Raw genomic sequence first — 15352 nt, 5'->3', positions numbered from 1 at the left:
TGGACGTTATTACGTTGACAAGTCAGGAAAATATGTTCAAAATAAAAATCAAAAGTATGGTTGGGTTCAAGAAGGAACAGCATGGTATTTTTATAAGAATAATAGACCTATAAAAAATACATGGGAAGGTGATTATTGGTTCGGTTCTGATGGAAAAATGGTTACAGATTCATGGGTAGACAATGGTCGATACTATGTTGATGGTACTGGACGATATGTTCAGAATAAGAAACCTGTTCAGACAAAACCAACTCCATCAAAGGAGAAGCAGGTAGAGAAAAATCCAACTAAGCCTGCTCCTGCTCCTTCATTTAAGAAGAATGGCTGGATTCAAGAAGGTAAAACGTGGTATTTCTATAAGAATAATCAACCATTGAAAAATACTTGGCAAGATTCATATTTCTTGAAATCAGATGGGAAGATGGCTGTGAGTGAATGGGTTTATGATTCATATTATCAAGCATGGTACTATTTGAAGTCTGATGGAAGTTATTCACGTAGTGCATGGCAGGGTTCATATTATCTGAAATCTAATGGAAAGATGGCAGAAAGTGAATGGATTTATGATAGTTCTTATCAAGCGTGGTATTATCTAAAATCGAATGGAGTTTATGCGAATAGTGCATGGCAAGGCTCATATTATCTGAAATCTAATGGAAAGATGGCAAAAAGTGAATGGATTTACGATAATTATTATCAAGCATGGTTCTATTTGAAGTCTAATGGTATCTATGCTCGTTCTGAGAGGGTACAAGGCTATTGGGTTGATGATTTAGGTAGATGGAAATAGATTAAGAGTCAGTTTTACTGGCTCTTTTTTTGTAGAAAAGGAGAAAATATGATTGTAGTTGTTTATAAACTCTCTCGTTCACCATCAAGTGATTGAGAGTTTTAATTTGTTATAAATGTTTTTAGAAAAGGAGATAAATAATTAAATGTAAAAAGGACAAGAATATAAGGCTTATGGTTCAATCCGTAAAATGAAAGTTGGTGGTGCTTGTGGAGTTATCCTTGCACTTGAAATGTTGGGTATGGTAGTTTCTACAGGTTCGGTTTCTACAGAAACTAAGGCAAACTTATTTATTTTTTGAAATTATTGCTAATTCTAAAATGAAATAGACAAAAACCGCTCAGCAGAGCGGTTTTCGTCTATTCTTGCATTTTACAATACCCACGTACGGATGGCATGGGCAACGCCAGATTCGTCATTTGTTTTAGTGATGTATTTGGCGATTTTTTTGAGTTCAGGATTTCCATTTTCCATAACAACGGGGTTTCCAACGACTTCCAGCATGGCGCGGTCATTTTCTTCGTCCCCGATCGCCATGGTTTCATCTTTAGTCAATCCGAGTTTTTCAGCTAAGTGAGTGATGGCTGAACCCTTGTCTACATTCTTTTTAAGGAGTTCGAGGTAGAAAGGAGCTGATTTGTTGATGGAGTAGCGTTCGTAAAATTCGGCTGGAATCTTTTCAATCGCAGCATCGAGAATTTCTGGTTCATCGATAAACATACATTTAACGATTTCCTTGCCAGCCATTTCTTCAGGAGTGCGGTAAAAGATGGGCATGCTGACGAGGGTTGATTCGTGCACCGTGTATTTTCCGATATTGCGATTGGCAGTATAGATACCGTCCTTGGTAATGGCGTGCATGTGAACACCGAGTTTGCGACTGAGGAATTCCATATCCAGATAATCCTCATAGGTCAAGGATTCACTGATAATCACGTGGCCAGTAGCAGTCTCTTGGACAAGGGCACCGTTGAAGGTAACGACATAGTCACCCTCGTCTCTCAACTGCAAGTCGTTCAGAAGTTTAGCAACACCTGCGATAGGGCGGCCAGTTGCAATCACGACTTTGACGCCAGCTTGTTTGGCGTCTTGGATGGCAGAAAAGACTTCAGGAGTGATTTCCTTTTTACTGTTAACCAGGGTACCATCAATATCGACGGCGATTAGTTTAATACTCATATATTTCCTCTATTCCTTCTTATTTGGGGTAAAATGATCGTTCTCAATCAAGTGTAAAAATTGCTGGGTGATACTTGCAAAGATACTGTTTTGGTCCAACATTTCTTTTGGAAAATAGAAACGATTGTCTCCGTGGCGGCTGCCAGCAAGGGATTGGACGATAGGAGAAAGGCTAGAGAGTTCTGCCAGTTCACCATTTTTTTGTAAAATCTCAATCTGTGTCCGCGGGTTTTCAGATTCGGGACGATAGATATCATAAGGGAGGTCAAAGTTCTTATGAATAGCAGTATAGTAGTCTGGATCAAAACCGATTTCTTCAACAAGTTTTCTCATGGTTGCGAGTTGGTCTTGGTCTTCTTGTGAAAAGGTGATGGATTTAAAGACTTTGCGGTTGACAAAGCGTTGCGACAAGTCAGCGAGAATCTTGTCAGGACTGGTCATCCAGAGTTGGAAGTAGGTATTCATCACGCCATCATCAAGAGCTAGATAGTCAGACAAGGTCACATTTTTTTCAAAGAAAGGAAGAAGGTGTGGAGAAGTTCGTGAAAAGAAGTCCTTGTCCTCAGGAAAGAGTTCCTTAGCGCGTTTGAGGAGATTCTGTAGGAGAACTTCCATGGCGCGTGTTGCTGGGTGGAAATAAACCTGCATATACATCTGGTAGCGACTGAGAACATAGTCTTCGATGGCATGCATGCCATTTCGCTGAAAGGCAATCCCATTTTCGACTGGACGAATGACTCGGAGGATGCGAGTCAGGTCAAATTCCCCATAAGATGCTCCTGTAAAATAGGAGTCGCGCAAGAGATAGTCCATGCGGTCCGCATCGATCTGACTAGAAATGAGCTGCACGACCTGCTTGTTAGGGTAGGTATGGTCGATGACACTAGCCACCTTTTTTGGGAAATCAGGTGCTACTTGTAGCAGAACTTGGTGAATTTCTGTCTCAGGACTTTGAATGATTTCCTGAGTAATGGCCTCATGATCTGTATCAAAGAGATGTTCAAAAGTATGCGAGTAGGCACCATGCCCAAGATCATGAAGGAGCGCAGCGGTCATGGTCAAGAGAGACTCAGCAGGATCCCATTCTTCAGGATATTTTTCTTCAAAAATCTCTGTGATACGACGAGCAATCTCATAGACCCCCAAACAGTGGGAAAAGCGACTGTGTTCCCCGCCGTGGAAGGTATAACTAGAAGTTCCTAGTTGTTTAATACGGCGCAGACGTTGAAATTCCTTTGTATTGATCAAGTCATAGATGACCTGGTTGTTTACATGGATGTAGTTGTGAACTGGGTCACGGAATACTTTTTCGTTCATATGACCATTATAGCAAAAAGCTAGAGTTTTTGGTAAAATAGTAGGACAAGAGAGAAGAAAGAGGACCTGATGTGAAGATTCGGATGCGAAATAGGATTCAGTTTGATGAACAGTTGGAAGTCATTGACCAACTCTATGACGTGGAGGTGCGTGAAAAGGGAGATTATCGCTATCTGCTTTTCTACAATGAGGAAAAGGAAAAAGTGGTTCTCAAGTTTCATAGTCAAGAACTGGTGATGACCCGTTTCTCGAGTCCCAAGACCGTCATGCATTTTCTAAAGGATAATGATAGTTTGGCCTATATTCCTACTCCAATTGGGATGCAGGAGTTTATCATTCAAACGAATCACTACAAACTGGATGGGCAAAAGATTGAGCTAGCCTATCAACTTCAAAATCAAGAGGGACACCCCTTTGCTAGCTATCAATTAGAAATTACTTGGGGATAAGAATAAGGTTGGCGAATGCCAACCTTATTTGATATAGAGTTCTTGATTTTTTAGGACAATTTCATGAACACTTGCGAATTTCTTGAGTTTTTTAAGTTCTTCAGGATGGGTAACTAGAGTGATAACATAGCCCTCCTTGCCCATGCGACCTGTACGGCCCGCGCGGTGAGTGTAGGTTTCGATGTCCCTAGGAATATCAAAGTTTACGACACATTCGAGACTATCGATATCAATTCCACGAGCCAGAAGGTCAGTTGCAAGGAGCAGGGTTAGCTGCTTGTCTTTGAACTTTTCTAAGATGACTTTTCGGAATTTAACATTGACATCGCTAGCGAGGGAAACAGCCAAGATATCGCGATACTGTAATTTTTCCTCTGCACTTCCAAGATCTGATAGGCTATTAAAGAAAACTAGTCCGCGGAAATCCTCTACATGAGCCAATTTTCGAAGCATGTCCACTCGGTGACGTTGGTCTACCTGCATGTAGAAGTGTTGAATGTTGTCCAACTTTTGGTCAGAAAGGTCGATGGTGCGCGTGTTTGGTGCAATCTTTTCTTGGTCAAACTTGGTCGTCGCACTCATGTAGATGAGTTGGTGGTCACGAGGTGCGTAGTGAGTGATTTTCTCGACAAAGTGAATCTGAGAATCATCAAGTAATTGATCAAATTCATCTAAAATGATGGTTTCCACATTCATCATCTTAATTTTTTTCAATTTAATTAATTCAAAGATACGGCCAGGAGTTCCAATCAGAATTTCTGGTCCTTTTTTAAGGCGTTCAATCTGACGTTTCTGACTGGAACCTGATAGGAAGAGCTGAGCAGTCAAGCCGATAGCTTCAGCCCACGTTTTACATACGTCAAAAATCTGTCCAGCTAGTTCAGTATTTGGTGCTAGAATCAAGAGCTGCTGGGCTTTTTTCTTTTTCAACCTTAGAAGACTTGGCAGGAGGTAAGCTAGCGTCTTACCAGTTCCTGTTGGGCTTACTCCCAGGAGGTTTTCTCCAGCAAGAATGGGCTCAAATAGTTGAATTTGAATGGGGGTAAATTCTTGGAAACCGAGCTGGTCGCTCAATTTCTGCCATTCAGTCGGTAGTTTGGTTTTCATTTTTCTGCCTCAAATCTAATGCCAGCAGTCTGGCGCATGGTATATAATAGGTCATGAACAGAACCTGCATCATTCAGCCAGTTCTGGTAAAGCGTCTGGTCTGGCCGCTGGATCATCTGTGCAAATGCAGCTGCTTCCTCAGTCATTGTATGAGGAGCCTGTTGGATAGGGAGCTGGACTTGATTTCCTTGGTGGTCGCTAAAAATAGCTGAGCGGACATGTTCAATCGTGTTGAGGGTCAAGGTTCCATCTGCTGTGTAAATCTCACAAGGAAGATTGGAAGTGATGTTTTTCCCGGCCTTAATGTGAACTTGAAAGTCAGGGTAGAAGAGGATACCGTCTCCATTTAGGTCAATGCTATTGTCAAGCTGTTGAGCCTGATAAGTCGCGTCTTGAGCTTTTCCAAAGAGGCGAACGGCAGCGTAGAGAGGATAAATCCCCAAGTCCATAAGGGCTCCGCCAGCAAAACGGTCTGAAAAGACATTTGGCGTCTGCCCAGCCAACAAGTCCGGCATCTTAGAAGAATACTTGGCATAGTTGAAATCTGCTCCCAGCACTTGCTTGTCTGCTAAAAAGTTTTTGATAGTAGTAAAAGCTTCCTCGTGGTAGTTTCGTGCCGCTTCAAAGATAAAACAGTGATTTTTCTCAGCTGTCTGTCTCAAATCCAGCCATTCATGTGGCTGAGTGACAGCTGGCTTTTCAAGAATGACGTGCTTACCCGCAGACAAGGCAACTTGTGCCTGAGCGAAATGCAAGGAGTTTGGACTGGCGATATAGACTACATCAAAGGAAGACTTAAAGAAGTCTTCTAACTGATCAAAGAGTTGGATATCTTGATAACGAGAAGCAAAGGTTGCGGCAGTTTCTAGTTTTCTAGAGTAGACAGCAACCAGCTGGTATTGGCCACTGGTATGGGCTGCTTCTATGAAATGATGGCTGATAGCGCCTGTTCCGATAACACCTAATTTCAGCATAGATACTCCTTTTCCGACTTTAAATCCTTCCTTCATTATAACACAGAAAAGAAGGACTATCCAACAGATGGTAAAAATTTTCAAATGGACTACGCTTTTCTCAAAGAAAGTGGTACAATATTGAAATGAGTAAATGAAACTGAAATGGGAGAGATAATGAGATTATTACCAATAAGAAAAATATCTCGTCAGTCTAAAAGACTAGCGCTTTTTTTGACCTTTTGTGCAGGATATGTCGATGCCTATACCTTTATCGTTCGAGGGAATACACTTGTAGCAGGTCAAACTGGGAATGTGGTTTTTCTTTCTGTAGGACTCATTCAACAGAATGTCTCGGATGCCAGTGCCAAAGTAATGACTTTGTTTTCCTTTATGATGGGGGTCTTTTTTCTGACATTGTATAAGGAAAAACTACGAATTGTTAAAAAGCCGATTTTGTCCTTGATTCCACTCGCGGTCTTATCCATAATCATTGGCTTTGTTCCCTTGTCAGTTGACAATATCTACCTAGTCCCACCTTTAGCTTTTTGTATGGGACTGGTGACAACAGCCTTTGGAGAAGTGTCAGGTATTGCCTATAATAATGCCTTTATGACTGGGAATATTAAACGAACCATGTTGGCTTTTGGGGATTATTTCCGAACCAAGCATACGCCCTTCCTGCGAGAAGCCTTGATTTTCGTTAGCCTACTTACCAGCTTTGTTCTTGGAGTTGTCTTTTCAGCTTACTTGACGATTTTCTATCATGAAAAGACGATTCTAGGTGTTCCAGTGATGATGAGCATCTTTTACCTTAGTATGCTTTTTGCTTCTTGGAGGAAAAAAGGGAAAGAAAAAGCTTAATTTTGATTGATTTCGCTTGTAAGAAAAAAGAAGATATGATATACTTGAAGAGTTGACTATGCACAGTCCTGTGCAACCGCACGAACATCGTTGCTTGTCGTATACGAAGTTTAAACTTTGTTATACATAGAGCTCATATACTAAGTGGTTCGTCCCACGATGCTAGGCGAGTCTTCACAAAATACGGGGAAACCCAAAAAATCATAGGAGGTGCATAATGAGCACATACGCAATTATCAAAACTGGCGGAAAACAAGTTAAAGTTGAAGTTGGTCAAGCAGTTTACGTTGAAAAATTGAACGTTGAAGCTGGTCAAGAAGTTACTTTTAACGAAGTTGTTCTTGTTGGTGGTGAAAACACTGTTGTCGGAACTCCACTTGTTGCTGGAGCTACTGTAGTTGGAACTGTTGAAAAACAAGGAAAACAAAAGAAAGTTGTTACTTACAAGTACAAACCTAAAAAAGGTAGCCACCGTAAACAAGGTCACCGTCAACCATATACAAAAGTTGTCATCAACGCAATCAACGCTTAATTTTAAGGAGAACACATGATACAAGCAGTCTTTGAGAGAGCCGAAGATGGCGAGCTGAGGAGTGCGGAAATTACTGGACACGCCGAGAGTGGCGAATACGGCTTAGATGTCGTGTGTGCATCGGTTTCTACGCTTGCCATTAACTTTATCAATTCTATTGAGAAATTTGCAGGCTATGAACCAATCCTAGAATTAAACGAAGATGAAGGTGGCTATCTGATGGTCGAAATACCAAAAGATCTTCCTTCTCACCAGAGAGAAATGACGCAGTTATTCTTCGAATCATTTTTCTTGGGTATGGCAAACTTATCGGAGGACTCATCTGAGTTCGTCCAAACCAGAGTTATCACAGAAAACTAACACGGAGGAAAACATTATGTTAAAAATGACTCTTAACAACTTGCAACTTTTCGCCCACAAAAAGGGTGGAGGTTCTACATCAAACGGACGTGATTCACAAGCGAAACGTCTTGGAGCTAAAGCAGCTGACGGACAAACTGTAACAGGTGGATCAATCCTTTACCGTCAACGTGGTACACACATCTATCCAGGTGTAAACGTTGGACGTGGTGGAGACGATACTTTGTTCGCTAAGGTTGAAGGCGTAGTACGCTTTGAACGTAAAGGTCGCGATAAAAAACAAGTTTCTGTTTACCCAATCGCAAAATAAAAAGGTTCAGTGAACCTTTTTATCCCGAGCCTTAAAATGAAAAGGCGAGGAAGCTAGAACTAGCATAAAATAAGGCTTTCCGAGTTTTCGGAGAGCCTGTTTTTTTGTTTTGATACCCACGCTGATAACCATCTTTTTTTAAGTCTTGTATAGTTGGATTTTATGATGGATATTCTTTTCCCTTTGTGGAAAACTTCTGATTTATGGTATAATAAACAGATAGAGAAGTTGGGGGTAGAAGATGAATATTCAACAATTACGCTATGTTGTGGCTATTGCCAACAGTGGTACTTTCCGTGAAGCTGCTGAAAAGATGTATGTTAGTCAGCCCAGTCTGTCTATTTCTGTGCGTGATTTGGAAAAAGAGCTGGGGTTTAAGATTTTCCGTCGGACAAGTTCGGGGACTTTCTTGACCCGTCGTGGTATGGAATTTTACGAGAAAGCGCAGGAATTGGTCAAAGGATTTGATGTTTTTCAAAATCAATATGCCAATCCTGAAGAAGAAAAAGATGAATTCTCTATTGCTAGCCAGCACTATGACTTCTTGCCACCAACGATTACGGCTTTTTCAGATCGCTATCCTGACTACAAGAATTTCCGTATTTTTGAGTCTACTACAGTTCAAATCCTTGATGAAGTAGCTCAGGGGCACAGTGAGATTGGGATTATCTACCTCAACAATCAAAATCAAAAGGGCATCATGCAACGGATTGAAAAGTTAGGTCTCGAAGTCATTGAGTTGATTCCTTTTCATACCCACATCTATCTGCGTGAAGGACATCCCTTGGCGGAAAAAGAAGAACTGGTCATGGATGATTTAGCTGACTTACCAACAGTTCGTTTCACTCAGGAAAAGGACGAGTACCTTTACTATTCAGAGAACTTTGTCGATACCAGTGCTAGCTCCCAGATGTTCAATGTGACCGACCGTGCTACTTTGAATGGTATTTTGGAGCGGACGGATGCTTATGCGACTGGGTCTGGATTTTTAGATAGTGACAGTGTTAATGGCATTACAGTTATTCGTCTCAAGGATAATTTAGATAACCGCATGGTTTATGTCAAACGGGAAGAAGTTGAGCTTAGTCAAGCTGGGACACTCTTCGTTGAGGTTATGCAAGAATATTTTGATCAGAAGAGGAAATCATGAAAAAAAGAGGAATAGTGGCAGTCATTGTACTGCTCTTAATTGCACTGGATCAGTGGGTTAAAGCCTATGTTCTCCAGCAGATTCCACTGGGTGAAGTGCGTTCGTGGATCCCCAATCTCGTTAGCTTGACTTATCTACAAAATAGAGGAGCAGCCTTCTCTATGTTACAAGACCAGCAGTGGTTTTTTGCTATCATTACCTTGGTCGTCATGGCTGGAGCCATTTGGTATCTACATAAACACATGGAGGATTCTCTCTGGCTAGTTTTTGGACTGACTTTGATAATCGCGGGAGGTCTGGGCAACTTTATCGACAGAATGAGTCAAGGTTTTGTGGTGGATATGTTTCACCTAGACTTTATCAACTTTGCGATTTTCAATGTTGCTGACAGCTATTTGACAGTTGGTGTCATTGTTTTATTGATTGCAATGCTTAAAGAGGAAGTAAATGGAAATAAAAATTGAAACTGGTGGGCAACGTTTAGACAAGGCCCTGTCGGATCTTACAGAATTGTCGCGCAGTCTCGCTAATGAACAAATCAAGGCTGGACAAGTTTTGGTTAATGGCCAAGTCAAGAAAGCAAAATATACGGTCCAAGAGGGGGATGTCGTCACTTACCATGTGCCAGAACCAGAGGTTTTAGAATATGTGGCTGAGGATATTCTGCTCGAAATTATCTACCAAGATGAGGACGTAGCCGTTGTCAATAAGCCTCAAGGGATGGTGGTTCATCCCAGCGCTGGTCATACCAGTGGAACCTTGGTCAATGCCCTCATGTACCATATAAAAGACTTGTCAGGTATCAATGGTGTTCTCCGCCCAGGAATCGTTCACCGCATTGACAAGGATACGTCAGGTCTCCTCATGATTGCTAAGAATGATGAGGCCCACTTGGCACTTGCCCAAGAGCTCAAGGATAAAAAGTCTCTACGCAAATACTGGGCGATTGTTCATGGCAATCTGCCAAATGATCGTGGTGTCATTGAAGCACCGATTGGTCGGAGCGAAAAAGACCGTAAGAAACAGGCTGTAACTGCTAAAGGGAAGCCAGCTGTGACTCGTTTTCAGGTCTTGGAACGCTTTGGAGACTATAGTTTGTTAGAGTTGCAACTGGAAACAGGGCGTACCCACCAAATCCGTGTCCATATGGCTTATATCGGTCATCCAGTCGCTGGGGACGAGGTCTATGGTCCACGCAAAACCTTGAAAGGACATGGGCAATTCCTCCATGCTAAAACTCTAGGTTTTACCCATCCGAGAACAGGTGAAACCATGGAATTCACAGCAGATATTCCAGAGATTTTTAAAGAAACGCTGGAAAGGTTGCGTAAAACTGAGAATAGATAAAAGAGTTGAGATTGCTGTCTCAACCTTTTTCATTTCAAGTCTTTTCTATTTTAAAACATTCATGTTATAATGGATAAATATGAAGAATCGGAGTGAGAATATGAAGTACAAACGAATCGTCTTTAAGGTGGGGACTTCGTCCTTGACAAATGAAGACGGGAGTTTATCAAGAAGTAAAGTAAAGGCAATTACCCAACAATTAGCTATGTTGCATGAAGCTGGACATGAGTTGATTTTGGTTTCATCTGGTGCAGTAGCGGCAGGGTTTGGAGCTTTGGGCTTTAAAAAACGTCCGACCAAGATTGCAGATAAGCAGGCTTCGGCTGCAGTAGGACAAGGTTTGCTACTAGAAGAATACACAACCAACCTCCTCATGCGTCAAATAGTCTCTGCGCAAATTTTGCTGACACAGGATGATTTTGTAGATAAGCGTCGATATAAGAATGCCCATCAGGCCTTGTCTGTATTGCTTCATCGTGGTGCCATTCCTATCATCAATGAGAATGACAGTGTCGTTATTGATGAGCTCAAGGTGGGGGACAATGATACTCTGAGTGCCCAGGTAGCGGCTATGGTTCAAGCAGACCTTTTGGTTCTCTTGACAGATGTGGACGGTCTCTATACTGGAAATCCCAACTCAGATCCAACAGCCAAACGTTTGGAGAAAATCGAGACTATCAATCGTGAGATTATTGATATGGCTGGTGGAGCAGGTTCGTCTAATGGTACTGGGGGTATGCTGACAAAAATCAAAGCTGCAACTATTGCGACGGAGTCAGGAGTGCCAGTCTATATTTGCTCCTCCTTGAAATCAGCTGCCTTGATTGAGGCAGTAGAGGATACAAAGGATGGTTCTTACTTTGTTGCGCAAGAGAAGGGACTTCGTACTCAGAAACAATGGCTGGCCTTCTATGCTCAAAGTCAGGGAACGATTTGGGTAGATGGTGGGGCTGCAGAGGCACTTTCAAAAAACGGGAAAAGTCTCCTTTTATCGGGTGTGGTAGAAGTGGAAGGAAACTTCTCTTATCACGATATTGTCACAGTAGCAGATAAAGAAACAGGTCAATCTCTTGGAAAGGGACGTGTCCAATTTGGCGTCTCAGCTCTAGAAGATATGCTCCGTTCTCAAAAAGCTAAGGGAGTCTTGATTCACCGTGATGACTGGATTTCCATCACTCCTGAAATCCAGCTACTCTTTACAGAATTTTAGAGGTGAACGATGGTAAGTACACAAGAACAATTTGAACAGGTACAGGCTGTTAAGAAATCAATCAATACTGCTAGTGAAGCAGTGAAAAACCAAGCCTTGCTAGCTATGGCTGATCACTTAGTGGCTGCTACTGAGGAGATTTTAGCGGCCAATGCCCTGGATATGGCAGCGGCCAAGGGGAAAATCTCAGATGTTATGCTAGACCGTCTTTATTTGGATGAAGGACGTATAGAAACGATGGCAAGAGGGATTCGTGAAGTGGTTGCTTTACCAGATCCAATCGGTGAAGTTTTAGAAACCAATCATCTTGAAAATGGTTTGGTTATTACCAAGAAGCGTGTGGCCATGGGAGTTATTGGGATTATCTACGAAAGTCGTCCAAATGTGACATCTGATGCGGCTGCTTTGGCTCTCAAAAGTGGCAATGCGGTCGTTCTTCGTAGTGGTAAGGATGCCTACCAAACTGCTCATGCTATTGTCACAGCTTTGAAGAAGGGCTTGGAGACGACTACCATTCATCCAAATGTGATTCAACTAGTGGAAGACACCAGCCGTGAAAGTAGCTATGCTATGATGAAGGCCAAGGGCTATCTAGACCTTCTCATACCTCGTGGAGGTGCTGGTTTGATCAATGCTGTGGTTGAAAATGCTGTCGTACCTGTTATCGAGACAGGAACTGGTATTGTCCATGTCTATGTGGATAAGGATGCTGATGAAGACAAGGCTCTCTCTATTATCAATAATGCTAAAACCAGTCGTCCTTCTGTCTGCAATGCTATGGAGGTTTTGCTGGTTCATGAAGACAAGGCAGCAAGCTTCCTTCCTCGCTTGGAGAAAGTGCTGGTTACAAGTCGGAAAGAAGATGGGCTGGAACCGATTCAATTCCGCTTGGATGAGAAAGCAAGTCAGTTTCTTTCAGGTCGAGCAGCTGAGGCCCAAGACTTTGACACTGAGTTTTTAGACTATGTCCTAGCGGTTAAGATTGTGGGTAGTTTAGAAGAAGCGGTTGCGCATATTGAAGCCCACAGTACCCATCATTCGGACGCCATTGTGACAGAAAATGCTGAAGCTGCGGCTTACTTTACAAATCAAGTTGACTCTGCAGCGGTTTATGTCAATGCTTCAACGCGTTTCACTGATGGAGGTCAATTTGGTCTTGGATGTGAAATGGGGATTTCGACTCAGAAACTGCACGCGCGTGGTCCAATGGGCTTGAAGGAATTAACTAGCTACAAGTATGTGGTTACTGGTGACGGACAGATAAGGGAGTAAGAGATGAAAATTGGATTTATCGGTTTGGGAAATATGGGAGCTAGTTTGGCCAAGGCTGTCTTGCAGGCCAAGACGGGTGAACAGATTCTCCTTGCCAATCGCAGTCAAGCAAAAGTAGATGCTTTCATCGCCAATTTCGGTGGCCAGGCTTCCAGTAATGAAGAAATTTTTGCAGAAGCAGATGTGATCTTTCTAGGAGTTAAGCCTGCTCAGTTTTCTGAAATCCTTGCTCAATACCAGTCTATCCTTGAAAAACGAGAGAGTCTTCTTTTGATTTCCATGGCGGCTGGATTGACCTTGGAAAAACTAGCTAGTCTTATCCCAAGTCAACATCGTATCATTCGCATCATGCCCAATACTCCAGTGGCTATCGGTCAAGGGGTGATTAGTTATGCCATGTCAGCAAACTGTCTTGCTGAGGACGGTGAACTCTTTTGTCAGCTTTTATCCAATGCGGGTCTATTGGTTGAGCTTGGGGATGACTTAATTGATGCGGCGACAGGTCTTGCAGGTTGTGGGCCAGCCTTTGTCTACCTCTTTATCGAGGCTTTGGCAGATGCAGGTGTTCAGTCAGGATTGCCAAGAGAAAGGGCTTTGAAAATGGCAGCCCAAACAGTAGTCGGAGCTGGACAAATGGTCCTCGAAAGCCAACAACATCCTGGAGTATTGAAAGACCAAGTTTGCAGCCCAGGAGGTTCGACTATCGCTGGTGTAGCAAGTCTGGAAGAACATGCCTTTAGAGGTACAGTCATGGCCGCAGTTCATCAAGCCTATAAACGAACACAAGAACTAGGTAAATAAGAGGTTGGATGACTCCCAACCTCTTTTTATGGTCGATTGAATAGAGAAGACGCAAAAAGATTGTCACAAAAACCTATTTTTTTGATAGAATAGAAGGTAGAAAAAAAGAAATGAGTTAGACATGTCAAAAGGATTTTTAGTCTCTCTTGAGGGACCAGAGGGAGCAGGAAAGACCAGTGTTTTAGAGGCTCTACTCCCCATTTTAGAGGAAAAAGGAGTAGAGGTGCTGACGACCCGTGAGCCAGGTGGAGTTTTGATTGGGGAGAAGATTCGTCAAGTGATTTTGGACCCAAGTCATACTCAAATGGATCCTAAAACAGAGCTCCTTCTCTATATCGCAAGTCGCAGACAGCACTTGGTGGAAAAAGTTCTGCCTGCTCTTGAAGCTGGTAAGTTGGTCATTATGGACCGTTTCATCGATAGTTCCGTTGCTTATCAGGGATTTGGCCGTGGCTTGGATATTGATGCCATTGATTGGCTCAATCACTTTGCGACAGATGGCCTCAAACCTGATTTGACACTTTATTTTGACATTGAGGTGGAAGAGGGGCTTGCTCGCATTGCTGCCAATAGTGATCGGGAGGTCAATCGTTTGGACTTGGAAGGTTTGGACTTGCACAAGAAAGTCCGTCAAGGCTACCTTTCTCTTCTGGAAAAAGAAGGAAATCGCATTGTCAAGATTGATGCCAGTCTTCCTTTGGAGCAAGTTGTGGAAATTACCAAGGCTGTCTTGTTTGACAGAATGGGCTTGGCTAAATGAAACAAGATCAACTAAAGGCTTGGCAACCAGAGCAGTTTGACCGCTTTGTCCGTATTCTAGAACAAAACCAGCTCAATCATGCCTACCTTTTTTCAGGTTTCTTTGGAAGCTTGGAAATGGCGCAGTTTTTGGCTAAGAGCCTCTTTTGTAGGGATAAGGCAGGCGTTTTACCATGTGAGAAATGCCGGAACTGCAAGCTGATTGAGCAGGAAGAATTTCCCGATGTCACTTTGATTAAGCCGGTCAATCAGGTCATTAAGACAGAACGGATTCGAGAATTGGTGGCTCAGTTTTCCCAAGCAGGGATTGAAAGCCAGCAACAGGTCTTTATCATCGAGCAGGCGGAGAAAATGCATCCCAATGCAGCCAACTCTCTGCTCAAGGTCATCGAAGAACCTCAGAGTGAAGTTTACATTTTCTTCTTAACTAGTGATGAGGAAAAAATTTTGCCGACAATCCGTAGTCGGACCCAGATTTTCCATTTTAAAAAGCAAGAAGAAAAGCTCATCCATCAATTAGAGCAAGTAGGTCTAGTTAAGAAAAAAGCGACTCTTTTAGCCCAGTTGGCTCAATCGCGAGCTGAAGCTGAAAAGTTGGTCAATCAGGCTAGTTTTTGGACCTTGGTGGATGAGAGCGAACGCATGCTGACTTGGTTAGTAGCCAATAAAAAAGAGAGTTATTTGCAGGTAGCCAAATTAGCCAGCTTGGCAGATGACAAGGAAAAGCAGGATCAGGTCTTGCGAATCCTCGAAGTCCTCTGTGGGCAGGATCTCTTGCAAGCAAGGATTCGACAGATTTTACAAGATTTGCTAGAAGCCAGAAAAATGTGGCAAGCTAATGTCAGCTTTCAAAATGCTATGGAATATCTGGTCTTGAAAGAAATATAAACTCATACTCTTCGAAAATCAAATTCAAACCACGTCAACGTCGCCTTGCCGTACTCAAGTACAG

The 15352-nt window shown here is 42.6% G+C and carries 17 protein-coding genes, 1 pseudogene and 1 other annotated feature; of the genes and pseudogenes, 14 read left to right on the top strand and 4 right to left on the bottom strand.

Translation table 11 applies throughout. The features are described 5' to 3' along the window. A pseudogene (locus ADI74_RS06315) lies at nt 1-790 on the top strand (cell wall-binding protein); the annotation flags it as partial. 372 nt (nt 791-1162) lie between these two features. Here ADI74_RS06315 and yidA read toward each other — a convergent pair. Together yidA and ADI74_RS06305 are read right to left on the bottom strand one after the other, a co-directional pair. After that, nucleotides 1163-1969, bottom strand: coding sequence for a sugar-phosphatase (gene yidA / locus ADI74_RS06310; protein WP_049537823.1), 807 nt, complete (start codon nt 1967-1969; stop codon nt 1163-1165). 9 nt (nt 1970-1978) lie between these two features. Further along, nucleotides 1979-3286: an HD domain-containing protein gene (locus ADI74_RS06305; RefSeq protein WP_049537820.1), complete on the bottom strand. Its 1308-nt coding sequence runs from the start codon at nt 3284-3286 to the stop codon at nt 1979-1981. Nucleotides 3287-3357: 71 nt separating this feature from the next. On the opposite strand from ADI74_RS06305, the gene ADI74_RS06300 reads away from it, so the two are divergent. Beyond that, entirely contained in the window at nt 3358-3735 is a 378-nt protein-coding gene (locus ADI74_RS06300; protein ID WP_080980369.1) for a DUF1934 domain-containing protein, read from the top strand. A 24-nt stretch (nt 3736-3759) separates the two neighbouring features. Here ADI74_RS06300 and ADI74_RS06295 read toward each other — a convergent pair whose 3' ends face one another. Together ADI74_RS06295 and ADI74_RS06290 are read right to left on the bottom strand one after the other, a co-directional pair. Next, nucleotides 3760-4842 carry a DEAD/DEAH box helicase gene (locus tag ADI74_RS06295; protein WP_049537818.1) on the bottom strand — a complete coding sequence of 361 codons (1083 nt, stop codon included), beginning with the start codon at nt 4840-4842 and terminating at the stop codon, nt 3760-3762. After that, the gene (locus tag ADI74_RS06290) at nt 4839-5816 is read right to left on the bottom strand and encodes a Gfo/Idh/MocA family protein (protein ID WP_049537816.1); all 978 of its coding nucleotides are present in this window, start codon (nt 5814-5816) and stop codon (nt 4839-4841) included. Before ADI74_RS06290 ends, ADI74_RS06295 begins: the two co-directional genes overlap by 4 nt. 156 nt (nt 5817-5972) lie before the next feature. Here ADI74_RS06290 and ADI74_RS06285 point away from each other — a divergent pair, with 156 nt between their 5' ends. From ADI74_RS06285 to ADI74_RS06230, 12 genes are all read left to right on the top strand, one after another. Further along, on the top strand, nt 5973-6659 hold the full coding sequence (locus tag ADI74_RS06285) for a YoaK family protein (RefSeq protein WP_049537814.1): 687 nt from the start codon (nt 5973-5975) through the stop codon (nt 6657-6659). Between the two features lie 64 nt (nt 6660-6723). Then, nucleotides 6724-6843, top strand: a sequence feature (ribosomal protein L21 leader region). A gap of 33 nt (nt 6844-6876) precedes the next feature. Continuing rightward, entirely contained in the window at nt 6877-7191 is a 315-nt protein-coding gene (gene rplU / locus ADI74_RS06280) for a 50S ribosomal protein L21 (RefSeq protein WP_000109141.1), read from the top strand. A gap of 15 nt (nt 7192-7206) precedes the next feature. Continuing rightward, a complete protein-coding gene (locus tag ADI74_RS06275; protein WP_000613698.1) occupies nt 7207-7551 on the top strand; it encodes a ribosomal-processing cysteine protease Prp in 345 nt (114 codons plus the stop codon). A 16-nt stretch (nt 7552-7567) separates the two neighbouring features. Then, nucleotides 7568-7861 carry a 50S ribosomal protein L27 gene (gene rpmA, locus ADI74_RS06270; RefSeq protein ID WP_000916509.1) on the top strand — a complete coding sequence of 98 codons (294 nt, stop codon included), beginning with the start codon at nt 7568-7570 and terminating at the stop codon, nt 7859-7861. A 241-nt stretch (nt 7862-8102) separates the two neighbouring features. Continuing rightward, nucleotides 8103-9011 (top strand): LysR family transcriptional regulator, encoded by a 909-nt coding sequence (locus tag ADI74_RS06265; protein WP_049537812.1) that lies wholly within the window; start codon nt 8103-8105, stop codon nt 9009-9011. After that, on the top strand, nt 9008-9475 hold the full coding sequence (gene lspA, locus ADI74_RS06260) for a signal peptidase II (protein WP_000745678.1): 468 nt from the start codon (nt 9008-9010) through the stop codon (nt 9473-9475). Before ADI74_RS06265 ends, lspA begins: the two co-directional genes overlap by 4 nt. Continuing rightward, on the top strand, nt 9459-10358 hold the full coding sequence (locus tag ADI74_RS06255) for an RluA family pseudouridine synthase (RefSeq protein WP_049537810.1): 900 nt from the start codon (nt 9459-9461) through the stop codon (nt 10356-10358). Before lspA ends, ADI74_RS06255 begins: the two co-directional genes overlap by 17 nt. A 100-nt stretch (nt 10359-10458) precedes the next feature. Continuing rightward, the gene (gene proB / locus ADI74_RS06250) at nt 10459-11568 is read left to right on the top strand and encodes a glutamate 5-kinase (protein WP_000875726.1); all 1110 of its coding nucleotides are present in this window, start codon (nt 10459-10461) and stop codon (nt 11566-11568) included. 9 nt (nt 11569-11577) lie between these two features. Next, nucleotides 11578-12840, top strand: coding sequence for a glutamate-5-semialdehyde dehydrogenase (locus ADI74_RS06245; RefSeq protein WP_000255270.1), 1263 nt, complete (start codon nt 11578-11580; stop codon nt 12838-12840). A 3-nt stretch (nt 12841-12843) separates the two neighbouring features. Then, nucleotides 12844-13641 (top strand): pyrroline-5-carboxylate reductase, encoded by a 798-nt coding sequence (proC, locus tag ADI74_RS06240; RefSeq protein WP_000689682.1) that lies wholly within the window; start codon nt 12844-12846, stop codon nt 13639-13641. Nucleotides 13642-13762: 121 nt separating this feature from the next. Then, the gene (gene tmk / locus ADI74_RS06235; RefSeq protein WP_000033378.1) at nt 13763-14401 is read left to right on the top strand and encodes a dTMP kinase; all 639 of its coding nucleotides are present in this window, start codon (nt 13763-13765) and stop codon (nt 14399-14401) included. Next, a complete protein-coding gene (locus ADI74_RS06230; RefSeq protein ID WP_049537808.1) occupies nt 14398-15288 on the top strand; it encodes a DNA polymerase III subunit delta' in 891 nt (296 codons plus the stop codon). The genes tmk and ADI74_RS06230 overlap by 4 nt, the downstream gene beginning before the upstream one ends. Nucleotides 15289-15352: the final 64 nt, after the last annotated feature.

Origin of the sequence: Streptococcus pseudopneumoniae, assembly GCF_001074565.1 — a bacterium.
Taxonomy (GTDB): Bacteria; Bacillota; Bacilli; order Lactobacillales; family Streptococcaceae; genus Streptococcus; species Streptococcus pseudopneumoniae_J.
Note: the sequence above shows the minus strand (reverse complement) of the source record. Positions and strands in the feature narration are given on the sequence as shown.